We start from the raw sequence: 25,883 nt of genomic DNA, 5'->3' as shown, positions 1-25,883 counted from the left end.
AAATTTACTTTGTAACTTTGCACCTAAATTAATGGAAATTTTTAAAGGGTCATAATTACTTCTTTTTTAAAAAATTACAACTGTATTTGAATTACTTTCATCCATTAAAAAATGATAAATTGACGCACATGAAATATAAAATAGCCGTTTTGTTCTCTCTGGTTCTTGTTTTGTTCTCTTGTAAAGATGACGATCAAAAACGTATTGCGGAAAATAAAAAAGAGAAACAAAAAAAAGAAGTCATATTCGCAAACATACAGAAAGGTTGGGTTTTATATGATGAGCCATTAACCGAAGCGGGTGAAAAAAGCATTGCATCTTGGAATGAATGGCGTATGTTTTTGGCTGAATTAGCGCAAAAACCTAAAAAAAGGATCGAAGCTTTTCAGCAAAAATCAAAAGCGCTTTCGAAAAAAGTGCTGGCTTTGAACGACAATATTCCTTATGAATACAACAAACCTCAAATAAAAAGCAGGATTTCCACGTTGATTACTAAAGTTAGATTGCTGGATTTATTCATTCATTTGGATAATATTCCTGATAAAAAAGTGACGTTGTTAGTTTCAGAAATCAACTTGGAATTAGTCTCGCTACAAAGACAAATGGACAAAATTGTGGAGAAAAGTAAAATTCCGCTTGAGGAAGGAGAATCTGATTTGTTGAAAATGATGGATACTTCTAGAGCCATTCCCAATACACCTATAATCGACCCAAATATTCCACGCGTTGAGTAAAAAAATCTTATACAACACCTACGATAATTCGCCAAAAACCCAGCAAATAGTTGCGCGGTTATTAGAAAATAATCAAGTAAAAATGCAGCTTTCGGGACTTTTGGGTTCTGCAGTTTCGTTTGTAATTCGTTCTGTATTTAAACAATCGGAGCTTCCTTTTTTAGTTATTTTAAACAATAAAGAAGAAGCGGCGTATTACTTGAACGATTTGGAACAGATGATTGGGGAGCAAGATGTGCTCTTTTATCCCGGTTCATTTCGTCGCCCGTACGAAATAGAAGATACGGACAACGCGAATGTTTTGCTTCGCGCCGAAGTGCTAAACCGAATCAATTCCCGCAAGAAACCGGCTATTATTGTTACCTATCCCGAAGCGCTTTTCGAGAAAGTAGTAACCCGAAAAGAATTGGACAAAAACACGTTGAAAGTTGCTGTTGGGGATAAGATTTCCATCGACTTTATCAATGAAGTTTTGTTCGAATACGAATTCAAAAGAGTCGATTTCATTACGGAACCCGGAGAATTTTCGGTTCGTGGAGGAATTGTCGATGTATTTTCGTTTTCGAATGATAATCCGTACCGAATTGAGTTTTTTGGAGATGAAGTAGAGAGCATCCGTACGTTTGATGTTGCCACGCAATTGTCTATCGAAACGCAAAAAAAGATTACAATAATCCCAAATGTGGAAAACAAAGTTTTTCAGGAAAACCGAGAAAGTTTCTTAGATTATATTTCGGAGAAAACAGTGATTTTCATTCAAAATACCGAAGATTTTTTATTGCAATTGGATAAACAATTTGGCAAAGCCGAAGAAGCTTTCGCAAAATTGTCGCAGGAAATAAAACGTTCTACGCCAGAACAATTGTTTTTGAATCAAGCAGCATTTATAAAAAGAGCGTTGGATTTTTCGATTGTGGAATTGAGTTCGAAAGCTATTTTTAGAACCACTAAAAAATTCGAATTTCACATTCAGCCACAACCGTCTTTCAACAAACAATTTGATTTGTTATTGAATAATCTGAACGAAAATCATTTTAACGGCTACAAAAACTATTTGTTTTGTTCGAATGAAGCTCAGGCAAAACGATTTCATGATATTTTTGAAACCTTGGACGAGGCGAATTCAGAGAATATCCGCAAGCAATACAACACCATTGTTTTGCCTTTGTACCAAGGATTTATTGATGAAGAAAATCAAATAACATGTTACACCGATCATCAAATTTTTGAACGCTACCATAAATTCAATATTAAAAACGGCTATTCGAAAAAGCAGAATATCACCTTAAAAGAACTGACCACACTTTCGGTTGGGGATTATGTGACGCACATTGATCACGGAATTGGACGTTTTGGAGGTTTACAAAAAATACAAGTCGAAGGCAAAACACAAGAGGCCATCAAGCTCGTTTATGCCGATAATGATATTGTGTATGTGAGTATTCATTCGCTGCACAAAATTTCAAAATACAACGGAAAAGACGGAACGCCACCCAAAATTTACAAATTGGGTTCGAATGCCTGGAAGATTTTAAAACAAAAAACAAAGGCACGGGTCAAACATATTGCATTCAATTTGATTCAATTGTATGCCAAAAGAAGACTCGAAAAAGGATTCCAGTTTGCGCCGGACAGTTATTTACAAAACGAACTGGAAAGCTCGTTTATTTACGAAGATACGCCGGACCAAACCAAATCTACGGCAGAGGTAAAAGCCGATATGGAAAGCGACCGTCCGATGGATCGCTTGGTTTGTGGAGATGTAGGTTTTGGAAAAACGGAAGTTGCCATTCGTGCAGCTTTCAAAGCTGTGGATAACAGCAAACAAGTTGCGATTTTAGTTCCAACAACTATTTTGGCCTACCAACATTATAGAACGTTTACAGAACGATTGAAAGATATGCCGGTTTCTGTTGGGTATTTAAACCGTTTTAGAACCGCCAAACAGAAAGCAGAAACCTTAAAATTATTAGCCGAAGGGAAACTTGATATTGTGATTGGAACCCATCAATTGGTCAACAAAAATGTTGTCTTTAAAGATCTTGGACTATTGATTGTGGATGAGGAGCAAAAATTTGGTGTCAACGTAAAAGACAAACTTAAAACGATTGCCGCGAATGTTGATACGCTAACTTTAACGGCAACGCCAATTCCGAGAACCTTGCAGTTTTCACTAATGGCAGCGCGTGATTTATCAGTGATTACAACGCCTCCGCCCAATCGTTATCCTATAGAAACGAATGTAGTTGGTTTTAGTGAAGAGGTTATTCGGGATGCGATTTCGTATGAAATTCAGCGTAACGGACAGGTTTTCTTTATCAATAATCGAATAGAAAATATCAAGGAAGTAGCCGGAATGATTCAGCGTTTGGTGCCAAATGCCAGAGTTGGAATTGGTCACGGCCAAATGGATGGAAAAAAACTCGAGGAATTGATGTTGGCTTTCATGAATGGAGAATTTGATGTTTTGGTGGCAACCACAATTATCGAAAGCGGATTAGACGTTCCTAATGCAAATACGATTTTTATCAACAATGCGAATAATTTTGGATTGTCTGATTTGCATCAAATGCGCGGTAGAGTAGGGCGTAGCAACAAGAAAGCGTTTTGTTATTTTATTTGTCCACCGTATTCAGCCATGACAGATGATGCCAGAAAACGAATTCAGGCTTTGGAACAATTCAGCGACTTGGGAAGCGGATTCAACATTGCGATGAAGGATTTAGAGATTCGTGGTGCCGGAGATTTATTAGGTGGCGAACAAAGTGGTTTCATCAACGAAATCGGTTTTGATACGTACCAAAAAATCATGAACGAAGCCATTGACGAATTGAAAGAAAATGAATTCAAGGATTTATATCCGGAGGAAAACAATTTGGAAACTAAAGAATATGTCAAAGACCTGCAAATCGATACTGATTTTGAGTTGTTGTTTTCGGATGAATATATCAATAATGTTTCTGAACGATTGAGTTTGTATAATGAATTAGGCGCAGTCAAAAACGAAGAAGAATTGATTGTTTTCCAAAATAAATTGATTGACCGTTTTGGACCAATGCCGCCACGAGCCAAAGCATTAATGAATAGTATTCGAATCAAATGGATTGCAACCCGAATTGGAATCGAAAAATTAGTGATGAAGCAAGGCAAGATGATTGGTTATTTTATCTCGGATCAACAATCCGATTATTACCAATCGAAACGTTTTCAGGATGTGTTACAATTTGTGCAAAAACACAGTTCTATTTGTAAAATGAAAGAAAAACAAACGCCAGCTGGATTGCGATTGCTCTTGACTTTTGACAATGTGAAGAATACCAGAACAGCATTGGAATTGATGGAGCTATTGGGTGGGGAATAAATAAAAAAGCTTCCAGTCTTAGTAGGCTGGAAGCTTTAAAATTATAGAATATGAGATTTCTAATTTTTCAAGTCTTTAATCACTTTAAAAGCAACATCAACTTGTTCTTCACTCACTAAGATAGTAAATTCATTAGAAGTCGAAATTACTTCGTTTATGATAATTCCTTCCCAGGCCAAACGTTGAAAAATGAAATAGTAAATTCCAGGAACGACAATGTTTTCTTTGGGCAATTTTACCGTAATCGAAGCTAGGTTATCTAGTTTTTGAATAAGTTTTTCAGTAGCAAAATGCTTGTCTACTAAATGATTGATACTGTTGCTAACCACAATGTTGGTTTCGTTCACTCCTCTGGATGAAGTGTAAAAAATATCCGGTAGCGTATTGATATCTGTAATTAAATCGGCTTGTTTATTCAAAACGGTGTCGGATGCAGCAAAAGTATAATCCGTCAAGGCAGAACGAACCGTGATTTCCCCAATGTTTTTGATGACTTTGTTAATCTTATGATTTAACCTGAAATCCAGTTCTTCTGTTAGTCTTTTTAAAGCCATAACAACTGCACCTTGTTTTACTTCCTTGCCAAATTCACTTTCTAATTCGGTCATTATGTTTCGGGATAATGAGGTCAGATTGATGATACCTAATGATAATGCATTTAGTAAAAAAGGCTTTGTTTTGATGTAGTTTTCTACAATGGAAGAAACAGTTTTCATGATGTAATTTTTTTTAGTTGGTTGTTATTATACGCGTAGTTAGTGTGTAAATATGACGCAAATATAAATAAAAAACAATTTGTTACAAATATAACATTCAAAAAATCAATTAAAAATGATAAAAAGCATCGATAAGGTGCTCAATTACAAAAGATTTCCCTTCTTTATGGATAGCTATTATGTCAAAACGGACTTCAATATCTAAATTTCTTTCGTTGACAAAAGCGTCCACGGCCTTTACAAGTAGCTGAATTTTTTTTGGTTTTACAAAATCCTGAGGCAAGCCAAATTCTAATGAAGAACGTGTTTTGACTTCAATAACGGCAAGTGTATTTTCTTTTTGGGCGAGAATGTCTATTTCGGCTTTTTGGAATGTCCAGTTGGTTTCTAAAATAGCGTAGCCGTCTTTTTGTAGAAATTCGACCGCCATTTCTTCTCCAAGTTTTCCGAGTTCGTTGTGTTCCGCCATTCAAAAAATTTGTTTTAAGTTTAGGTTGTAAAGTTTTTAAACTTCTGCAATCTTAAATCGAATTGTCTTTATTCAAAAACCAGCGTACTGCATTTTTCATTGACATTAATCGTCACATTATTTCCTAAAATCAATGCTCTATTGTCTTGAATATGTCCGGCAGGGAAATTGTACAAGACGGGAATATTGTATTTTTTGGTAACATCCTCGATAATTTCTATGGCATTTTTACCCCACGGAATGTCATTGTCTTTCATTTTTGTCATCGAACCCACAACAATTCCTTTGATACTTTCCAAACAGCCATTTCGTTTCAAGTTCATCATCATGCGGTCAATATGGTACAAATATTCGTCTAAATCTTCTATAAACAATATTTTATCAGTACAATCAATCGCGGATGGGGAACCGAACAAACTGTATAGAATCGATAAATTTCCGCCCACTAATTCTCCGGTGGCTTTTCCGGGTCTGTTCATCAGAAAAGGATCTATTTCGTAAGACAATTTTTCGCCAAATAACGCAATGCGCATGGTTTCTATGGCTTGAGGAGTTGCTCTGGGAGCCGTTATCGGCATGATTCCGTGAATGGATTTGTAACCCATTGTATTCAAATGATTGTGTAAAACAGTCACATCACTGAAACCAACAATCCATTTCGGATTTTTTTTAAACGCAGTAAAATCTAATAAATCAATCATTCGTACAGTTCCGTATCCGCCTTTTACACACCAGATGGCTTTGATGTTTGGATTGTCCAGTTGCTGCTGAAAATCGGCGGCACGTTGTTCGTCGGTTCCGGCTAATTGGTCATTATCTAAACCTATCGTACTTCCAATGACTACTTCCAAACCCCAACTTTTCAATAAAGCAATAGCGGGTTTCAAGTTGTCATCTGTATTTTTTCTGGCTGTTGCCAAAATTGCTACGGTATCTCCTTTTTGTAAACTAGGCGGTGTAATCATGTTATATTGGGCTTGGCTGTTGAAAGATTGTAAAACAAAAATAAGCAATAGAAATTGATATAATATAGGACGGCGTGGAGAAAAAGTTAATCGGTATTTGTTCATGCTGGAATGCTTTTCTGAAAAAATTCTAGTGGTAAGGTTTTTAAATGATTAAAACAAAGATAGACAATTAGAAAATAATTTTAAGTTCAGGTTCAAATGACTATTTTTACAATAAGCTGATTTTAAAAACAAAATCTAATTAACAACTGGAAATAAATAATACTTATGAGAATTACCCACTGGATTCCTATTCTTTTTTTATTTTTTCCGTTTGCAAAATCTACTGCACAACAAAAAAAATACGTCATTCATACCGTTGCGTTTTATAATTTCGAAAACCTTTTTGACACCATAAACGATCCGGATACTTTTGATGAAGAATGGACGCCAACAGGTTTGCAACGCTGGACGTATGATAAATATGAAAAGAAATTAGTGAACTTAGCCCGCGTTTTATCTGAAATAGGTTCAGCTGAAAATACCGATTCGCCTACATTTATTGGCGGATGCGAGATAGAAAATAGAGGCGTTTTGGAAGATTTAGTCAAACAACCCAAATTAATCGAGAAAGATTACGGAATCATCCATTTTGATTCGCCTGATAAAAGAGGAATCGATGTGGCGCTGTTGTATCAGAAAAAGAAATTTCAGCCCACAAGTTACAGCAATATTCCGTTGTACATTTATAAACAAAGCGGAAATACGAATGAAAGTTCCAAAGTAAGTTCTGAAGAAAAAACAGATGATGAATTGCAAATAAGCACCAAAAATTATCGGGTTTATACGCGAGATCAACTTTTGGTAACGGGATTTCTCGATGGTGAGGAAATCAATATAATCGTCAATCACTGGCCGTCACGCTCAGGCGGCGAGAAAAAATCTAGTCCATTTCGCGAGGCCGCCGGCGCATTAAACCGAAAAATAATAGACTCTTTACAACGGATAAATCCAAACGCAAAAGTGATTACGTTGGGTGATTTGAATGACGGACCGTATAATAAAAGCGTCAGAATTGGGCTTGGCGCCAAAGCAAAAAAGGCAGATGTGCTTCCGTTTGGAATTTACAATCCATTCGAAGAAATGGCCAAAAGGGGATTTGGAACCATCGCATTTCGGGATGCTTGGGATATTTTTGACCAAATAATGGTTTCCGAAACCTTGCTGCAAACGGATTATTCCAGCTTTCGATATTGGAAAGCAGGAATTTACAACAAGTCATTCTTGATACAAAATAGCGGACAATACAAAGGATATCCGTTGCGGCATTCCACCACCGAAATAGGATTCAGCGACCATTTTCCGGTCTATATTTATTTGATTAAGGAAAAAAAATAACGTTTTAATATTTCATAACTTTACAATTAAAATAAAAATCATGGCAATAGCAAAACCTTTCAACCTCAATAAATGGATTGACGAAAACCGTCATCTGCTCAAACCGCCCGTTGGTAACAAGAACTTATATACAGAATCCGGTGATTATATCGTTATGGTTGTTGCGGGTCCAAACGCTAGAAAAGACTATCATTACAACGAAACCGAAGAGTTATTTTACCAACTTGAAGGCTCCATAAAAGTGATTGTTCAGGAAGACGGCGAGCGCAAAGAAATGGAATTGCATCCCGGTGATATGTATCTTAATCCCGCAAAAATTCCGCATTCTCCAGTTCGTTCCGAAGGTTCTATTGGGCTTGTCATCGAACGAAAAAGAGCCGGACAAGGATTTACAGACGGCTTGCTTTGGTTTTGCGATACTTGTAATCATAAGCTTCACGAAGTCTATTTTGAACTGCATAATATCGAGAAAGATTTCTTGCCTCATTTCGAACATTTCTACAATTCGGAACGCTTGAGAACCTGCGAAAAATGCGGAACTGTAATGGAAACTGACCCTCGATTTGTTGCCAAAAAATAATTTTCAGGAGCTCATCCTGCTATACGCTGTATCTTTGTCTCTTAAAAAACGAGACCTATAAAGGATGCCGCTTCTATCAGGGCTAAAAAATGAAAATATAAGTAGTAACGTTTACTATTTAACCTTAAATCAATATATTTGTAAAAAAATATAACAATTTTTAATAAAAAAGTTACAATGATAACAATAGCAGATCAATTCGGAATGAAGGAAGCATTGGCGCAATTGGGTGTAAAAGCCATAAATGAAGGAACATCAACCGGGATAAACCATTTTTCAAACGGGGAAATTCTTGAAAGTTATTCACCAGTTGACGGTCAGCTTATCGGTACTGTAAAAACAACTACGGCTGCTGATTATGAAAAAGTAATGCAAACCGCTACCGAAGCTTTTAAAACTTTCAAAGTGATGCCTGCGCCACAACGTGGTGAAATCGTGCGTCAGTTTGGTGACAAATTACGTAAAAATAAAGAAGCTTTAGGCAAGTTAGTTTCCTACGAAATGGGAAAATCATTGCAAGAAGGATATGGCGAAGTTCAGGAAATGATAGACATCTGTGATTTTGCAGTGGGATTGTCGCGTCAATTACACGGATTAACAATGCACTCCGAACGTCCGGGACACAGAATGTATGAGCAATACCACCCAATGGGAGTTGTTGGAATTATTTCTGCCTTTAATTTTCCAGTTGCCGTTTGGGCTTGGAACACGGCTTTAGCCTGGATTTGTGGCGATGTTTGTGTTTGGAAACCATCTGAAAAAACACCACTTTGTGGAATTGCCTGTCAAAATATCATTGCCGAAGTAATCAAAGAAAATAACCTTCCGGAAGGAATTTCCTGTTTGATAAATGGAGATTACAAAGTGGGTGAAATGATGACTAACGACAAGCGTGTGCCATTGATTTCTGCAACGGGTTCTACTCGTATGGGGAAAATTGTTGCGCAAGCAGTTGCAGGTCGTCTTGGAAAATCATTATTAGAATTAGGCGGAAACAACGCCATCATTGTAACTCCGGATGCTGATATTAAAATGACAGTTATTGGTGCTGTTTTTGGTGCGGTAGGAACGGCAGGACAACGTTGTACATCAACACGTCGTTTGATTATTCACGAAAGTATTTATGATAAAGTTAAAGATGCAATTGTATCAGCTTACAAACAATTACGTATTGGAAATCCTTTGGATGAAAATAACCATGTAGGTCCTGTAATTGATAAGCATGCTGTGGAAATGTACAATAAAGCATTAGAGAAAGTTGTTGCCGAAGGCGGGAAAATCCTCGTGGAAGGTGGCGTACTTTCTGGTGAAGGATTTGAAAGTGGTTGCTACGTAAAACCAGCAATTGCAGAAGCTGAAAATTCTTTCGAAATCGTGCAACACGAAACCTTTGCACCTGTTTTATATTTATTGAAATATTCTGGAACTGTTGAGAATGCTATCGCAATTCAAAACGGAGTGGCACAAGGTCTATCATCTGCTATTATGACAAACAATTTGCGTGAAGCAGAACTTTTCCTATCCGTTGTAGGTTCTGATTGTGGAATTGCAAATGTAAACATAGGAACTTCCGGTGCAGAAATTGGAGGTGCTTTTGGTGGTGAAAAAGAAACTGGTGGCGGAAGAGAATCAGGTTCTGATGCTTGGAAAGTATATATGAGAAGACAAACGAATACCATTAATTACACAACAAGTCTACCCTTGGCACAAGGGATTAAATTTGATTTGTAGGACTAAAATAAAATAAACTAAAAAAGGCAATTTGAATAGTTCAAATTGCCTTTTTTTATTTCAAATTGCTTCGAGAATTGTTGTGAAAAGTGTTTTACAAATTGAAAGAAGCACCAATATTAAACGTGAATTGGTTGTTCAATTTATCAAAACCTATTGGATTTGTTTTGTAACTGGCAATTGGAATTCCAGCTTCGGTGAATATACCAAAACCTTCTGTAAAGAAATAACGGAAACCTAAATGTGCACCAAAATTTCTTAAACCTAAATCCAATCCTGGGTAAATATCCATTTTTGGATCTAATTCAAAAACATTTCCCAAGTTTGCATTGAATCGTCCTTTAATATCTACTCTATCTCCAAAATCAGGTTTGTTTCCTAAATCATCATTAGAAACGGATAGCAAATAAGAAGTGACAAATCCGAATGACATGTTTTCTCCAACACCAAAATCAGAAGAAACACGAATTCCTGATCCTCCGTTTTGAAGGTTAGCTCCAACATCAAATTTAACGTCGCCTTTTCCTTTGAAAGCCTGCGCATTAATCAAACCAACAGTCAATAGCAATAGTAATGTAATAATCTTTTTCATATGAAGATAATATTTGTTTTTTAATGGAATATAGAATTCGCATAGCTTCATTGGTGTTTGCGACCAATTTTCGGTTATGCTCATTTCATACTCTTATTTTTTTTAGTGGCGCAAAAGTAATTCAATAAAATCTAATTTCTTCCCTTCTCATCAAAATACAATTGGTTCAAAGGTTCGCTTTGCCAAAATTCCTTACTGTCAACATCCATAATAGTTAATGGTCCTTTGAAAGCCGCTCCGGTATCTACGTTCCAAACATTTGCCTTTTGTACGGGCGTGGTTTCACCTATTCGGGTTACGGGCGTGTGACCAATGTAGATTTCTTCGTATAAAGTAAAACGTTTTGGATAAAACGGGTGGTCAATTTTCATTGTTGTGTCTAATGCCAATGCGGTTTCCCATAAGGTTCTATCCCAATAAAAAAGGCCGGGAAAATATTCGAAATCGACACCATTCATATTGGTAAAACCAGCATGAACATACAAACGACGCTGCTCGTCCAGATGAAAATTAGCCAATGATTTTAGGAATTCAATGTGTTTTTGCTTTGTTTCTGCGCTAACAGATTCGTAGGCCAAAACCGTCGCTTCCCCGCCATGTTTGTACCACAACAGATTGTCTTTGCTTTCATCAAGCCATTCCAGCAGTAAATCATCGTGGTTTCCGCGAATGCAAATACAATTTTGTTTGGTTTGTAAATCAATTATAAAATCAAGTACCTGAGGGGATTGGCTCCAGCCATCAACGTAATCTCCCAGAAAAATCAGGGTATCTTTTTTAGTAACTTTGGCTCTTTCCATAATTTGGTGTAGCGCTCGCAAACCACCATGGATATCGCCTATAACAAGTGTTCTCATGTACTGTTTTTCTTTTTATTAATGTAAAAATAGCAGAAAATGAATACTATTTTTCAAGTCATAAAATTAGGTAAAAGTGCGATGAACCAAGCTTTTTTAGTTTATTTTTTTAAAAAAATTAAAGAATTCGTGTTATAACGTGAAATTGAAATATCACTGTTTTAGGTGATTGTTTTATTTAATTTTTCGGATTAGTTTTACAAAAAAACTTAAACTTTTTTCAAATGAGTACACTTATTACGTTATCATTGCTGTTAGCTAAAATGATTTGTCAATTTCTAAAAGAATTGATGGCTTTTATTTAATAAAAAAGCTACTAAATTTGTTTCAAAATTACTTTTTAATCAGATGAATGCTTAAAATTTACTTACAAATACTGGTTTTTTTCCTTTTATTAAGTTGTGCGACTAATAAAAACGTAACTATTGAAAAAGTCAATAACCAAGAATTTGAAATCAAGTCAGATAGCGCTAATTGGCTGGATTCTTCCAGAAACAGATTAATTCCGGTAGCGTTTTGTTTACCAATTGTAAATGATAAAATTTCAAATCAACAATTGGTAATAATCAGTCATGGATATGGAGAAAATAAGCCTTTCGCAAATAAATCATATTCATACTTAACGGAAAAGTTAGGATCCAAAGGCTATTATGTAGTCAGTATTCAGCATGAATTACCAACGGATGATTTGTTGCCTTTGACGGGAATCCCCCAAATTGTGCGACGATCAAATTGGGAAAGAGGAGTAGAGAATATCCTGTTTGTTCTGAATGAATTGAAAAAAATAAAACCAGAATTGGATTTCAAGCATGTAAACCTAATTGGACATTCCAATGGAGGTGATATGACGGTTTTTTTTGCTCATAAATATCCAAAATTAGTTGATAAAATAATTTCGTTAGACAACCGTAGAATGGAATTGCCCAGAACTTCTACGCCTAAAATTTACTCGCTTCGCTCCAGTGACCAACCTGCAGATGAAGGAGTTTTACCTACTGTTACAGATCAAGAAAAGTTTGGAATAAAAATTATTAAACTCCCAAACACCATTCATAATGACATGAATAACAGAGGAAATAAAAGACAAAAAAGAGAAATTAATGCTTATGTATTGGGCTTTCTTAAAGAATGAAATCTATAATAAAATTATAGCTACTGCACATCATATTTCATCTTTCTCAAAATTCGCAGCGCTTCTTTAAATGATAAATACACTTGGTTGAAAGGTTTCAACAGTATTTTTGCATCAATCAGTTTTTGCTTAGCTTCTTCGAAACCGTTGAGGTAACAAATCATAAAAGTAGAAGGTAAATTCTCTAAATCTTTATGCTCTCTTTCGGATAACGAAAGCCCTTTTTGAAGTTTTATCAGTAAAGCAATATTGGCATTGTAAATGTGAAATAACATTTTCTTGTTGAATTCCGGCGGCTGAAAAAGCATCTCTCTTTCAATTTTATAATAGCCATTATCATGAAAATGAATCGTCTGTTTTTCTAAAGGATAATAACTCGTTTTATCATTTAAACCCAAAGGAACATATTCAATAATGGTAAAAGTATCTTCATCAAAAGTAATTTCGACCACATCTTGAGCCGAGTAAAAAAGCTTGATTTGTTCGTTTATCAATTCGATATCTACGCGTGATAAATACGTTTTCTCACGAGATTTTTTGGCAATTCCAGCCCAGCAAATCACAAATAATTCTTTGAATACTTTATACTTTGGCGCCATATCCTTGTGGCGAAAATTCATGAAATCAATAACGCCATCGAGTGTATATTCGATGCTGTTTCTTGAGTTATTTTCGATTCCAATTACGGTTTCCGTATTCTGGTAATTTTTTTCAATTTCGCCTTCAACCGGCATCGTGTTACTGCCTCGCCGTATAAAAATACTGTTGGCAGGAATCGTGTGAATTCCTTTTTTGAAATGGGAAGTTTTGCTTTTTGGCTTGACTGTCACCAATCCGATAACTTTATCTTTCGGCAAGTTTGGGAAAGGCACATTTTCATACTGAATTTTCGGAGGATTCTCCAGATAGGCATTCACTAAATTCTGAATCCGACTGTCGTCAAAAAAATCATCGCCCACGATAGTATTGTCTTGGTCTTCAACACCCACGACGATATAGGAATTGTTTGTAGGATTCGAATTAGACAGTGCACAAATGTGTTTTAAAAATTTTGCTTTTCCTTCCCGAGTATGCAAATTCAACTGGCGCTTTTTGTCATAAAAACTACTCTCATCATTGTGAGCAAGCAGGTTTTTGATAAGAATGCGTTTGTTGATCATACACTTAGATTTTTAGATTTCTTAGACAATTGGATTTATAGATTCTCTAAATAATCTATAAATCCAACAATCTAAAAATCAATTTTAAATATCTCTTTTTAAAATAGTAGCTGCGGCTTGCGCTGTTGGCAAAACTAACAAATCGGCAATATTTACATGGTATGGTCTGGAAACTACAAAGTGAATAATATCAGCGATATCTTCTGGATGTAAAGGTTCAAAACCTTTGTAAACATTAGCGGCTTTCTCCGTATCGCCTTTAAAACGTACTTCGCTGAATTCGGTTTCTACGGCACCGGGATGAATGGCACCCACGCGAATTCCGTAAGGATTCAAGTCCATCCTCATGGCTTGGCTCAAGGCGTCAACGGCATGTTTGGAAGCGCAATACACGTTGCCGTTTGGATAAACTTCTTTTCCGGCTATGGAACCAATGTTGATAATGTGACCTGATTTTCGTTCGATCATTTGTGGGATAATTGCTTTCGAAACATACAAAAGACCTTTGACATTGATGTCAATCATGGCGTCCCAATCGTCTAAATCCCCGTTTTGAATGGGATCTAAACCATGTGCATTTCCGGCATTATTAATCAAAACATCAATTGTGGAAAAAGCTTCCGGGATGGAATTGATGCTTTCAAAAACCGCTTTTTTGTCGCGAACATCAAAGGACAAAGTATGCACTTCAGTAAAATCCGAAAGTTCTTTTTCAAGAGCCTCTAATCGGTCTTCACGGCGTCCGCAAAGAATAATTTTATAGTTGTTTTTAGCTAATATTTGTGCTGTTGCTTTACCAATTCCGCTGGTTGCTCCGGTCACTAAGGCTGTTTTAGTCATGATTTTTTTTCTGTTTTTGATTCTAAAGTTACTGAACTGGACACTATTCCTAGGCTACATCATTCCCCATGCTTTCGGTCCAAATGGCAAACCAATCTTCTTTGTCTAATTCTAATTCTACTGCTTTCATCAATGATTGAATTCGGGCCACATTTACGGTTCCTGCGATAGGAATTACTTGCGCCGGATGTTTTAAAATCCATGAAAGTAAAATTGAATCCGACCCCAAATGGTATTTTGAAACCAAGGTCGCCAGTAATTTTTTCAATCGTCTGGTTTGTGGAATATCTTTTCTAAAAACAGATCCCAGCGGATTCCATGACATAGGTCGAATGTTATTGGCTTGCATATAATCAAAACTTCCGTCCACCATTGGTTCGAAATTCGTTGCCGAAAATTGCACTTGATTGTATAAAACTTCTGTTTTTTGACTAATTAATTCTGTTTGTGAAGACGTAAAATTAGAAAGTCCAAAATCGATAATTTTTCCGTCTGATTTTAGTTTTAGAACCGCCTCGGCAATTTCATCCGCCTGCATCAAGGGACTTGGTCTGTGGAGTAAAAGAACATCCAAATAATCCGTCTGTAAATTTTTTAAGGAATTCTCAACGGACCATATAATGTACTCTTTAGAATACTCGTAATGTTTAATTTTATTGTCTCGGTTTCCGGTTACCATTTGGATACCACACTTCGAAATCAATTGTAATTTTTCTCTCGGAATTTTGCTGGAAGCGAACGCTTTTCCAAAGTCGGTTTCGGTGGTGTAATCTCCGTATATATCGGCATGGTCAAAGGTGCTGATTTTGTTTTCTAAACACACATTAATCATGTTTTCCATTTCTTTGGTATTGAGATTTTTATCCCAAATTCCCCAATTCATTACACCCGCTACAATGGGTGATAATTTTGTTTTGCTCATGGTTTTTATTTTTTATTGAAATGCGTAAATCTTGTAATTCAAGGTATATTTTTCAAAGTTCTTAAAAATATAAAAATTGTATCACAATTAGTCCTTAAAATTAGAGGTTTTATTGAAGTTTTAACCATTTATTAACATCTTACTTCTAAAAAAAAATTCAATTTGCACCTTCAAAACGAAGGCATTAAATTCAAGGTTTTAAAAATAATAAAATGGAAGAAAATACGGCGACTTTAGACATCAGAGCAATCAATGAAAAAATCGAAAGAGAGAGTGCATTTATAGACCTTCTCACAATGGAAATGAACAAGGTTATTGTGGGTCAAAAGCACATGGTGGAGCGTTTGTTAATTGGACTTTTGGGTCAAGGGCATATTTTATTGGAAGGTGTTCCAGGATTAGCAAAAACTTTAGCGATAAACACCCTTTCGCAAGCCGTTCAGGGATCTTTCAGCAGAATTCAATTTACACCGGATTTATTGCCAGCCGATGTTGTGGGAACAATGATTTACAACATTAAGGCTAATGAATTCTCCATAAAAAAAGGACCAATCTTCGCTAATTTCGTCCTTGCCGATGAGATTAACCGTGCTCCTGCCAAAGTGCAATCGGCATTACTGGAAGCGATGCAGGAAAAGCAAGTGACTATTGGAGATACTACTTTCAAATTAGACAGACCATTTTTGGTTTTGGCTACTCAAAATCCAATTGAACAAGAAGGAACGTATCAATTACCTGAAGCTCAGGTCGATCGTTTCATGTTGAAAACGGTTATTGATTATCCAAAAATGGAAGATGAACGTTTAGTAATACGTCAAAATCTAAAAGGGAGTTATGAAAAAGTAAATGCTGTAGTTTCTGTGGAACAAATTTTACGCGCTCAAGAAGCAGTTCGTGAGGTTTACATGGATGAAAAAATAGAAAAATACATACTTGATATCATTTTTGCCACGCGTTATCCAGAGAAATATAAATTGGCTGATTTAAAACCATTAATCAGTTTTGGAGCGTCACCACGTGGAAGTATCAATTTGGCGACTGCCGCAAAATGCTACGCTTTTATCAAACGTCGTGGTTATGTAATTCCAGAGGATGTTCGTGCGGTAGTTCATGATGTATTGCGTCACAGAATTGGAGTTACTTATGAAGCGGAAGCCGAAAATATTACTTCAGTAGACATCATCAACAAAATCGTAAACGAAGTAGAAGTACCTTAAAGTTTGTTTAAGGTTTAAAGTTTCAAGTTGTTGGATTAAGAACTTGGAACGTTAAACTTTTAAACTTTAAACAAATTAAAAATGGATACAAAAGACCTCTTAAAAAAAGTCCGAAAAATAGAAATTAAAACCCGAAGATTGAGCGATCACATCTTTTCGGGAGAGTATCATACGTCTTTTAAAGGACGTGGAATGACGTTCAGTGAAGTGCGTCAATACCAGTATGGAGACGATATTCGTGCGATTGATTGGAATGTAACCGCACGTTACAACGAAGCGCACGTAAAGGTTTTTGAAGAAGAACGTGAATTGACCATGATGTTAATGGTCGATATTTCAGGTTCAGAAAGTTTTGGTTCAAAAAACCAATTCAAGAAAGATATTGTTACGGAGATCGCTGCAACGATGGCTTTTTCAGCAACTCAAAACAACGATAAAATAGGTTTGATTTTGTTTTCCGATGAAATCGAATTGTACATTCCGCCAAAAAAAGGAAGATCACACGTACTTCGAATCATTCGAGAATTAATAGAATTTCAGCCTAAAAGCCGTAAAACAGATATTGCTCAAGCCTTAAAATTTTTATCGGGAACTCAAAAAAAGAAAGCGATTGTGTTTGTGATTTCTGATTTCATGTCGGAAGATTATGAGCACACATTAAAAATTGCTGCAAAAAAACACGATATAACCGGGATTCGCGTGTACGACATTCGAGAAGAAAAAATGCCGGATTTAGGTATGGTTTCTATGCTTGATGCTGAAACCGGAGCTGTCGAATTGATAAATACCGGTTCTAAAGCAGTGCGAATGAATTATGAAAAACAGTACCGCGACAAAGTCAATTATTTTAAAGAAACATTTAGCAAATCAGGGTCCGGTGTTGTAAACACAAGAGTTGATGAAAGTTATGTGACGAAATTATTAAGTTATTTCAAATCGAGATGATGATTTCAGATTTTTGATTAACGATTTTTGATTTCAGATTTTGTAGAAGTGGAAAATGGATTTTAGATTGGTAAAATAAAAATATAAATTTAATAAGTGAACAAGCAAGAATTAGAAAATAGATTGATAGATTTTGCAGCAACAATAATAATCGTTGCAAGCAAATTTGAAAAAAACTATGCTGGAAATCATCTTGCTGGGCAAATAATTAGATCTGGAACTTCTCCTGCTTTAAATTATGGAGAGGCACAAAGTGCAGAAAGCAGTAAAGATTTTATTCATAAAATGGGCATTTGTTTAAAAGAGTTAAGAGAAAGCTTTGTTTGTTTAAAAATTATTGAAAAATCAAGTTTAACGTCCGATTTAACAAATCTAACTATTGCAAAAACTGAGGCTAATGAGCTAATTTCTATTTTCGTATCAAGTATTAAAACAGCTAAAACAAATCTGAAATAAATTTAGATTTTTGATGAAAAACGAATCGAAGTTTCTGGGTCAAATCTGAAATCAAAAATCGTTAATCTTCAATCAAAAATCGAAAGAGGTTCAATAATAAAAGATGAAAAAACAATTATACCTACTACTACTATTGCTGCTTTCGACTGCGGTTTTTGCACAACAAAAGCAAGTAGTCACAAGTATTGACACTACTAAAAATGAAATTGGTGCGGAATTTAAACTGTCCATAAAAACTACTGTTGATACTTCGTCTAAAGTGATTTTTCCGAAATTGAAAAACTTTGGAGCTTTAGAGGTGATTCAGTCGTATCCTATTGATACTGTCAAAATGGACGGCCGTTATGAATTAATTAAAAAATACGGTTTAACCCAATTTGATTCCGGTAGATATGTTGTTCCAAGTATCAAGATTTTTATTGACAGCAAACCGTTTTTGACGGATTCACTTTTGGTTGAAGTGGCAAATGTTCAAGTGGATACTTTGAAACAAAAAATGTTCGACATCAAGGACATTGCTCCAGCGGATAACCCAATTGGAGACTGGTGGAAATACCTGTTGATTATTGCTTTGATTGTAGGTATTGGAGCTTTTATTTATTGGTTTATTAAAAAACGCCAAGAAAAGAAACTACAGGAAGAAATTTATAAAACTCCAATCGAGAAAGCGACTACTTTGCTGGATACTTTAGAGAAAAAGGAACTTTGGCAAAAAGGAGAAGTCAAAGCCTATTATAGTGAATTGACTGATATCGCAAGAAATTATATCGAAGAAGCAATTGAAATTCCGGCTATGGAAAGTACGACTTCAGAATTGATTCAAGGACTTAGAGCAGCTTCTGTCAAAAAGAAAATGACACTTTCGCAGGAAATAATCGAAAATTTGGAGCGTGTTTTAAAACAAGCCGATTTAGTAAAATTTGCCAAGTCAAAACCATTGGATTTTGAAATCACAGAAGACCGAAATAAGATTCAAAAAGCAATTCTTACATTAGACAATTCAATTCCTGTGGAAATTCCGGTAGAGGAAGACATGTTGTTGAATGAAGCGCAAAGACAAAAACAAATCCAAATTCAATTGCGCAAACAAAGGAACAAACGTATCGTAACTGCGGTGGCTTCGGTTGTTTTTTTATTGGCAGCGACCACGACTTTTTTCATTGTTACCAAAGGTTTTGATTATGTAAAAGACAATATTATTGGTCATCCCACAAAAGAATTATTGGAAGGTGAATGGGTAAAAAGTGAGTACGGAAATCCTGGAATTATCATTGAAACACCAAAAGTGCTTAAGAGAGTAGATTTGACAAAAACACTCCCTAAAAACGGAATGGCTTTGATCAAAGAAATGCAGTCCTTTGCTTATGGAAGTCTTTTAGACCGTTTTTATGTGATGGTGTCTACACTAAAATTCAAAGCGGAAACTCAAATTGATTTAGCAAAATCTATGGATGGCGCGCTGCAATCACTTGAAGCGCAAGGAGCTCAAAACATGATTGTAAAACAAGAAGATTTTGAAACTAATGAAGGAGTCAAAGGATTGAAAGCCTACGGAACGTTCTCCCAAATTGATAGTGACAATAAGACTACTGCAAAAATGTATTATGAAGCTATATTGTTCAGTCAAGAAGGCGGATTGCAACAGATTTTAATTTTTCATGAAGAAGGAGATAAGTATGGCAACGAAATATCGGAACGCGTTTTGAATGCTGTCGAATTAAAACAAGCAAGTAAATAATGGACAAAATAACATTTTTAAACCCAGAATTTTTTTGGTTGTTTCTGCTGATTCCAGTTGTAATTGTCTGGTTCATGCGAAAAAAGAACCATCAATCAGCCACGTTAAAAATAAGCTCGTTAGAAGGATTTAAAGGAACAGGATCGTATTTGACCAAGTTAAAACCGATGTTGAATGTGCTTCGGGTTTTGGCTTTATGCTCTTTGATTGTAGCCATGGCAAGGCCAAGAACGGTCGATGTGAGTAATAAAACTAAAACTACAAAAGGGATTGATATCGTCATGGCGATAGACGTTTCCGGAAGTATGCTGGCCAAGGATTTGAAACCGAACAGAATGGAAGCCCTGAAAAGAGTGGCCGCTGATTTTGTTGAAGAACGACCAAATGACAGGATTGGACTTGTGGTTTATGCCTCTGAAGCGTACACAAAAACGCCGGTAACCAGTGATAAAGCGGTTATTCTGGATGCTATCAACAGCATTAAATACGACAATGTTTTACAAGACGGAACCGGAATAGGAATGGGATTAGCGACTGCTGTGAATAGATTGAAAGACAGTCAGGCAAAAAGCAAGGTGATTATTCTTTTGACTGATGGTGTGAATAATGCTGGATTTATCGAGCCGGAAACGGCATCTGATATTGCTAAACAATACGGAATCAAAGTGTATACCGTTGGAATTGGAACTAATGGAATGGCCATGTTTCCTTATGCTATCGCGCCAAATGGGAAGTTTTTGTTCCAAATGATGAAAGTGGAAATTGACGAGCAGTTGATGAAAAATATTGCCAGAAAAACAGACGGTAAATATTTCAGAGCTACAAGCAACAGCAAATTAGCCGAGATTTATGCTTCAATCAATAAACTGGAAACCACTGAAATCGAAGAATTAAAATTCTATGATTATGATGAAAAATTCAGACCTTTTATATGGTTCGCCGGTTTTTTATTATTGGTAGAAGTAGGATTAAGGAATACGGTTTTTAAAAGCTTTATATAATGACAGTCGCAAACTGAAAACTGTGACTGAAAACTGCGACTAAAATTAAAAAAATGGAATTAGACGAAAAAAAATATTTATATCTTCTCTTTATACTGCCCTTGGTGGTGTTGGTTTTTCTGTTCAATTTATATTGGAAAAGAAAAAAACAACGCGAGTTTGGCGATTTAGAAATGGTAAAAAAACTGAGTCCGGAAAGTTCCGTTTTTAAACCCGTTTTGAAAGTATCAGTTTTGATTTTGGCTTTACTTGGACTCATTCTTGGTTTGGTAAATCCAAAGATTGGAACCAAAATGGAAACTGTGAAACGAGAAGGAATCGACATTGTTTTTGCTATTGATGTCTCCAAAAGTATGCTGTCTGAAGACGTAGCGCCAAACCGATTGGATAAAAGCAAGCAAATTGTTTCGCAAATTATCAATCAATTGGGGAGCGATAGAATAGGAATTGTGGCTTATGCAGGAAGTGCTTTCCCAGTATTACCCATCACTACGGATTATAGCGTAGCCAAAATGTTTCTACAAAGCATGAATACTGATATGGTTTCCTCCGTAGGAACATCATTCAACGAGGCTATCAAATTATCGTCAACGTATTTTGATGATAAAAAAACGAGTAAGCTATTGATTATGATTTCGGATGGTGAAGACCATAACGAAGGTGCTGATGAAGCCGCCGAAGAAGCAAATAAACTTGGAATTAAAATTATTACAATTGGTGTTGGAACTGAAAAAGGAGGTACGATTCCATTAAAAAGAAATGGAATTGTCGAAGGTTTCAAGAAAGACAATAACAACGAAGTAGTGATAACAAAATTGGTTCCGGAAAGTCTGACAGCCATTGCAAAAGCCACAAAAGGAGGCTATGTAAATGGTAATAATACTAAAGAAGTACTGGAATATGTTAAGAATGCTTTGAATAATATTCAAAAAACCGAGTTTGAAGCGACCGAAATGGCAGATTTTCAATCGCAATTTCAATGGTTCTTGGGTTTTGCCTTTTTGCTGTTATTTGTTGATGTATTTCTATTGGAAAGAAAAACAAGTTGGGTTAAAAAGTTGGATTTATTTAACGAGAATAAATAATTATTTCTAGAAGTTTTTGAAGCCTTCTGGATTTATAGATACAATAAATGAAAAGATTTAAAATTATCATAATTGCCTTTTTAATCGTTGCTTTCTCCGGAACAGCCGGATTGCATGCGCAACAAAAAGATAGAATTTTGCCCAAAGGAAACCAAGATTATGCGGATAATAAATTTGTGGATGCGGAGGCTAATTACCGAATTTCGGATTCAAAATTCCCTAATAAAGCAGCTGCGCCTTTTAACCTTGGAAATAGTATTTACAAGCAAAAACAATCTTCTGAAGCCAAGTTTGCTTACGCCAAAGCATTAAAAAATTCGAAAACTAGACCTCAGAAACACCGTGCTTTTCATAATCTTGGGAATGTATTCATGAATGAAAAAGATTATACGCAAGCAGTAGAAGCATATAAAAATGCCTTGCGCAATGATCCAACTGATGAGGAAACCCGATATAATTATGCTTTGGCCAAAAAAATGCTAAAAGATAATCCACCGAAGGACGATAAGAAAAAAGACGAGAAGAAAGATCAGGAAAAGAAAGACGATAAAAAGGACGACAAGAAAGACGGCGAAAAAGACAAAAAGGACGATAAAGAAAAAGATAAAAAAGACGATAAAGGCGATCAGGACAAACAAAATAAAGACCCGAAACCCAACGATAAGGGAGAACCAAAACCTGCTCCGGGAGGAATTTCTAAGGAACGTTTAGAGAATCTTTTGGATGCCGTAAATAAAGAAGAAAAGAAGATTCAGGACAAAGTGAATGCCCAAAAAGTAAAAGGAAAACCAGTTAAAACGGAGAAGGATTGGTAATTCAATTAGAGAGTTTGAAAATGAAAAAATATATAGCGGCGATTGTTTTATTGGTTTGTAGCACACTCAGCGCTCAGGTTCAGTTTGAGGCCAGAGTGAGCAAAACTACGCTGGGCTTGAATGAAAGACTGCGTATTGATTTTATGATGAATGTAGATGGTGATAATTTTGTTCAGCCGTCTTTTGATGGTTTCCGAATTATAGCCGGACCAAGTCAGCAGGTAAGTCAATCGTGGGTAAACGGAAGAAGCTCTTTTGAAAAAGCGTATTCTTATTTTCTGACACCTAATCAAAAAGGGACATTCATAATCAAACCGGCGGCTATCGAGTACAACGGTCAAATTTACAAAACGGCACCTGTAAAAATCATTGTGACCGCTGCCACAGAACAGCCTAGAGATCCAAACGATACTCAAATGTCTGGGGATGAAAACCTGTATCTGGTTGCTGATGTTTCTAAAACAAATCCATACATCAACGAACCCATTACTGTAGTTTATAAATTGTATTTTGGTAACATTGGAATTTCAAATCTTGGAGAATCAAGTAAGCCTAAGTACAATGATTTTTGGAGCCAAAATATCGAGATCAAACAACCTGTGGCCGAGGAAGGAATTTTTAAAGGCCAGAATTTCAGGTTTATTGTGCTGAAAAAAGTAGTGCTATATCCGCAAAAATCGGGCAGACTTAAAATAGAGCCATTGTCATTATCGGTAGATGTGCAATTACCAACCAATCGTAGGGATATGTTTGGTCGTATGATGCTTACAGAAACTACTAAACGTGTTTCGGCTGGAGCCAAAACCATTAACGTTAAGCCATTACCTGAGGCAGGAAAACCAGATGATTTTAGCGGTGCGGTTGGAGATTTTGATTTTAAAGTTACTCCATCAAAGACTAATTTGAAACATGGAGAAAGCCTTGATCTGGTTGTAAGTGTAACAGGAAAAGGAAATTTAAAACTATTCAGTTTGCCAAAGCCCGTAGTGCCAAATGCACTGGAAATGTACGATGCCGTTCACAGCGAAGATATCAGTACACCACTTTCTGGAATGGCTGGAAAATCTTCGGACAGTTACGCAATAATTCCGCAATATAGAGGGAATTATCCGGTCAAACCAATGCAGTTTTCTTATTTTGATTTGAGTTCCGGAACCTACAAAACGCTGCGTTCTCCGCAAATTATGATTAATGTTTTGGATGGTCCTACACCGGCTGATTCTACTGCAACAGGTAGAAATAAGAATAAAATTGCAGCTGTAGAGGAATTTAAAACGATCAAGTCAAAAACCAATCTTGCTACCATTGACGATGAGGATTTCTTTGGGTCGAATTTGTTTATTGGATTGTTATTGCTTCCTTTTTTACTGGTGCCAATAATTGTGTTATTCAAAAAGAAGAAAGAAGCTATGGATGGTGATATTTCCGGAAACAGAATCCGAATGAATAACAAATTGGCCAAGAAATATTTATCAGAAGCTAAGAAACAAATCAATAACAAAGAACTGTTTTACATTGCGCTGGAAAAAGCGATGCATAATTTCCTGAAAGCGAAATTACACATTGAAACTTCAGAAATGAGCAAGGATAATATTCAGGAATTATTGTTGTCCCGAAATGCAAAACCAGAAGCTGTAAATGATTTTATTGCGCTAACTGAAAATTGTGAAGTGGCGCGTTATGCACCTTCGTCAAGTGTTACGATACAACAGGATTTTGATAAAGCAGTATTTATCATCTCTGAATTAGAAAAACAAATTGCTTAATAAAATTAATTTTTGAGTAAATAGACTTTGCGCCTTTGTGACTTCATGGCAAAAAAACATAATAATGAAAAACATACTATACATATTATTACTTTCAACCCAGATTTTCTTTGCCCAAAACGGCTTCGAAAAAGGGAATGCCTACTATGCAAAAGGAAAGTACACTGAAGCCGTGACAGCTTATGAAAGTGTTTTAAAAGAGAATAAACAGTCCTCGGAATTGTATTTTAATTTGGGAAATGCGTATTATAAATTGAATGAGGTAGCGCCTTCGATTTACTATTATGAAAAAGCATTGGTGCTGAATCCAAAGGATAAGGAAAGCATAAACAACTTGAAATTCGCTCAAAAAAGAACTATTGATGAGATTAAAGTAATTCCAAAAGTGGGTTTTGGAAAGTTACTTCGGGATTTCACCGGAATTTATCATTTCAATACTTGGGGATGGATTTCTGTAGGGCTGGCGACGTTTTTTTTATTGTTTTTTATTGGATATTATTTTTCACAAAGAACACTTTCTAAACGTATTTTCTTCTTTGGAATGTTTGCAGTATTTATTTTGATGGTCATTACTTTATCTGCTGCAATTATGGAGAAAAGTCATTTTGATACAGAAAAGCCAGCCATAATTTTTGCCGAAAGAACGAATATGAAGTCGGAACCCAGAGATGGTGGTAAGCCATTATTAGTATTGCATGAAGGAACAAAAGTGTTTGTTTTTGAAACCATTGGAAAATGGAAAAAAATACAACTGACTGATGGAACCGAAGGATGGATTGAAACTAGTACGATTAAGGAAGTGAAATAATAATATTCACGGTAAATTTTGCTTACTTTTTCTTCAAACTACTGTACCATTCCTTTAGTGACGGATACATATAACCCGCTGTTTTTTGGATTGGATTGTAAAAAAGAGAATGGTCTAAAGTTTCTTTTTTGGCTAAAATATTATTGTAATTTATTTTTTCGAAAACTGCAAAGACAATACTGATAATCAAAACTGTTTTGAGCACTCGGAAAAAACCGCCGCCCAGCTTATTCAACCAGCCTAAAAAAGCAAAATCAGCAATTCCAGTCAGGAACTTTCCTAAAATTGTTACTAGTACAACCACAGCAATAAACGTCAGTATAAAGGCAACAACTTGAATAGTATTGGGATTCCATTTTACATATCCCATTAAAATGTCCCTGATAAAGGAAGAGAATTTTACAGCAAAATAAATTCCCGCCAATAGCGAAACCAAAGACGCTAATTCCACAAAAAGTCCGTTTTTCAATCCTTTATAAAAAGCAAAAGCAAGTAGTACACCTAAAATAATATCTAAAAACCCCATGATAATTCATTAAAAAATAGAAACGCAAATATAAATGAATTGTTCTTTACCATTGCCAATTTTCAAGTTCTTATCTTTGCCAAAATA

General features: G+C 35.8%; 24 protein-coding genes. 15 read left to right on the top strand and 9 right to left on the bottom strand.

From position 1 onward, the window contains the following. Window positions 1–128 precede the first annotated feature (128 nt). Both DR871_RS03665 and mfd read left to right on the top strand, forming a co-directional pair. Window positions 129–734 (top strand): hypothetical protein, encoded by a 606-nt coding sequence (locus DR871_RS03665; protein ID WP_113665455.1) that lies wholly within the window; start codon window positions 129–131, stop codon window positions 732–734. Beyond that, window positions 727–4,095 carry a transcription-repair coupling factor gene (gene mfd / locus DR871_RS03660; RefSeq protein ID WP_113664812.1) on the top strand — a complete coding sequence of 1,123 codons (3,369 nt, stop codon included), beginning with the start codon at window positions 727–729 and terminating at the stop codon, window positions 4,093–4,095. Before DR871_RS03665 ends, mfd begins: the two co-directional genes overlap by 8 nt. Window positions 4,096–4,154: 59 nt before the next feature. Here mfd and DR871_RS03655 read toward each other — a convergent pair whose 3' ends face one another. The 3 genes from DR871_RS03655 to DR871_RS03645 all read right to left on the bottom strand — a co-directional run bounded on the left by DR871_RS03655 (window position 4,155) and on the right by DR871_RS03645 (window position 6,245). Then, the gene (locus tag DR871_RS03655; protein WP_073354429.1) at window positions 4,155–4,811 is read right to left on the bottom strand and encodes an aspartate kinase; all 657 of its coding nucleotides are present in this window, start codon (window positions 4,809–4,811) and stop codon (window positions 4,155–4,157) included. A 109-nt stretch (window positions 4,812–4,920) separates the two neighbouring features. After that, window positions 4,921–5,280: a YraN family protein gene (locus tag DR871_RS03650; protein ID WP_113664813.1), complete on the bottom strand. Its 360-nt coding sequence runs from the start codon at window positions 5,278–5,280 to the stop codon at window positions 4,921–4,923. Window positions 5,281–5,348: 68 nt separating this feature from the next. Next, on the bottom strand, window positions 5,349–6,245 hold the full coding sequence (locus tag DR871_RS03645; protein WP_165355311.1) for a S66 peptidase family protein: 897 nt from the start codon (window positions 6,243–6,245) through the stop codon (window positions 5,349–5,351). A 270-nt stretch (window positions 6,246–6,515) separates the two neighbouring features. Between DR871_RS03645 and DR871_RS03640 the strand changes: the two genes are divergently transcribed. From DR871_RS03640 to amaB, 3 genes are all read left to right on the top strand, one after another. After that, window positions 6,516–7,625 carry an endonuclease/exonuclease/phosphatase family protein gene (locus DR871_RS03640; protein ID WP_113664815.1) on the top strand — a complete coding sequence of 370 codons (1,110 nt, stop codon included), beginning with the start codon at window positions 6,516–6,518 and terminating at the stop codon, window positions 7,623–7,625. 40 nt (window positions 7,626–7,665) lie between these two features. Further along, window positions 7,666–8,205: a 3-hydroxyanthranilate 3,4-dioxygenase gene (locus DR871_RS03635; protein WP_113664816.1), complete on the top strand. Its 540-nt coding sequence runs from the start codon at window positions 7,666–7,668 to the stop codon at window positions 8,203–8,205. Window positions 8,206–8,382: 177 nt separating this feature from the next. Then, the gene (gene amaB, locus DR871_RS03630) at window positions 8,383–9,936 is read left to right on the top strand and encodes an L-piperidine-6-carboxylate dehydrogenase (RefSeq protein WP_113664817.1); all 1,554 of its coding nucleotides are present in this window, start codon (window positions 8,383–8,385) and stop codon (window positions 9,934–9,936) included. A gap of 94 nt (window positions 9,937–10,030) precedes the next feature. Here amaB and DR871_RS03625 read toward each other — a convergent pair whose 3' ends face one another. Beyond that, window positions 10,031–10,528, bottom strand: coding sequence for a DUF6646 family protein (locus DR871_RS03625; RefSeq protein ID WP_113665456.1), 498 nt, complete (start codon window positions 10,526–10,528; stop codon window positions 10,031–10,033). 131 nt (window positions 10,529–10,659) lie between these two features. Then, window positions 10,660–11,385: a metallophosphoesterase family protein gene (locus DR871_RS03620; RefSeq protein ID WP_113664818.1), complete on the bottom strand. Its 726-nt coding sequence runs from the start codon at window positions 11,383–11,385 to the stop codon at window positions 10,660–10,662. A gap of 352 nt (window positions 11,386–11,737) precedes the next feature. Here DR871_RS03620 and DR871_RS03615 point away from each other — a divergent pair, with 352 nt between their 5' ends. Continuing rightward, the gene (locus tag DR871_RS03615) at window positions 11,738–12,517 is read left to right on the top strand and encodes an alpha/beta fold hydrolase (RefSeq protein WP_113664819.1); all 780 of its coding nucleotides are present in this window, start codon (window positions 11,738–11,740) and stop codon (window positions 12,515–12,517) included. Between the two features lie 20 nt (window positions 12,518–12,537). Here the strand turns inward: DR871_RS03615 and DR871_RS03610 are convergent, their stop codons facing one another. The 3 genes from DR871_RS03610 to DR871_RS03600 form a co-directional block, all read right to left on the bottom strand. Then, entirely contained in the window at window positions 12,538–13,677 is a 1,140-nt protein-coding gene (locus DR871_RS03610; RefSeq protein WP_113664820.1) for an ATP-binding protein, read from the bottom strand. An 84-nt stretch (window positions 13,678–13,761) separates the two neighbouring features. Further along, window positions 13,762–14,517, bottom strand: coding sequence for an SDR family NAD(P)-dependent oxidoreductase (locus DR871_RS03605; protein ID WP_113664821.1), 756 nt, complete (start codon window positions 14,515–14,517; stop codon window positions 13,762–13,764). 49 nt (window positions 14,518–14,566) lie between these two features. After that, a complete protein-coding gene (locus DR871_RS03600; protein ID WP_113664822.1) occupies window positions 14,567–15,439 on the bottom strand; it encodes an aldo/keto reductase in 873 nt (290 codons plus the stop codon). Between the two features lie 212 nt (window positions 15,440–15,651). Here DR871_RS03600 and DR871_RS03595 point away from each other — a divergent pair, with 212 nt between their 5' ends. The 9 genes from DR871_RS03595 (at window position 15,652) to DR871_RS03555 (ending at window position 25,270) form a co-directional block, all read left to right on the top strand. After that, window positions 15,652–16,656 carry an AAA family ATPase gene (locus tag DR871_RS03595; RefSeq protein ID WP_091166367.1) on the top strand — a complete coding sequence of 335 codons (1,005 nt, stop codon included), beginning with the start codon at window positions 15,652–15,654 and terminating at the stop codon, window positions 16,654–16,656. Between the two features lie 81 nt (window positions 16,657–16,737). Continuing rightward, entirely contained in the window at window positions 16,738–17,601 is an 864-nt protein-coding gene (locus tag DR871_RS03590; RefSeq protein ID WP_113636311.1) for a DUF58 domain-containing protein, read from the top strand. A gap of 96 nt (window positions 17,602–17,697) precedes the next feature. After that, entirely contained in the window at window positions 17,698–18,057 is a 360-nt protein-coding gene (locus DR871_RS03585; protein WP_113636313.1) for a four helix bundle protein, read from the top strand. 103 nt (window positions 18,058–18,160) lie between these two features. Continuing rightward, a complete protein-coding gene (locus DR871_RS03580) occupies window positions 18,161–19,795 on the top strand; it encodes a hypothetical protein (protein ID WP_113664823.1) in 1,635 nt (544 codons plus the stop codon). Continuing rightward, the gene (locus DR871_RS03575; RefSeq protein WP_113664824.1) at window positions 19,795–20,796 is read left to right on the top strand and encodes a vWA domain-containing protein; all 1,002 of its coding nucleotides are present in this window, start codon (window positions 19,795–19,797) and stop codon (window positions 20,794–20,796) included. Before DR871_RS03580 ends, DR871_RS03575 begins: the two co-directional genes overlap by 1 nt. 53 nt (window positions 20,797–20,849) lie before the next feature. Further along, complete coding sequence (locus DR871_RS03570) at window positions 20,850–21,881, top strand: VWA domain-containing protein (protein WP_113664825.1); 1,032 nt, start codon at window positions 20,850–20,852, stop codon at window positions 21,879–21,881. A 47-nt stretch (window positions 21,882–21,928) separates the two neighbouring features. Further along, the gene (locus DR871_RS03565; protein ID WP_091166362.1) at window positions 21,929–22,696 is read left to right on the top strand and encodes a tetratricopeptide repeat protein; all 768 of its coding nucleotides are present in this window, start codon (window positions 21,929–21,931) and stop codon (window positions 22,694–22,696) included. Window positions 22,697–22,716: 20 nt separating this feature from the next. After that, window positions 22,717–24,462 (top strand): BatD family protein, encoded by a 1,746-nt coding sequence (locus DR871_RS03560; RefSeq protein WP_113664826.1) that lies wholly within the window; start codon window positions 22,717–22,719, stop codon window positions 24,460–24,462. Between the two features lie 64 nt (window positions 24,463–24,526). Further along, a complete protein-coding gene (locus DR871_RS03555) occupies window positions 24,527–25,270 on the top strand; it encodes a tetratricopeptide repeat protein (protein ID WP_113664827.1) in 744 nt (247 codons plus the stop codon). Window positions 25,271–25,292: 22 nt separating this feature from the next. Here the strand turns inward: DR871_RS03555 and DR871_RS03550 are convergent, their stop codons facing one another. Continuing rightward, window positions 25,293–25,796, bottom strand: a complete 504-nt coding sequence (locus DR871_RS03550) for a CvpA family protein (RefSeq protein WP_113664828.1) — start codon at window positions 25,794–25,796, stop codon at window positions 25,293–25,295. Window positions 25,797–25,883 lie beyond the last annotated feature (87 nt).

The organism is Flavobacterium petrolei (assembly GCF_003314435.2).
Classification (GTDB): domain Bacteria; phylum Bacteroidota; class Bacteroidia; order Flavobacteriales; family Flavobacteriaceae; genus Flavobacterium; species Flavobacterium petrolei.
This window is presented reverse-complemented; position numbering and strand designations above follow the sequence as displayed.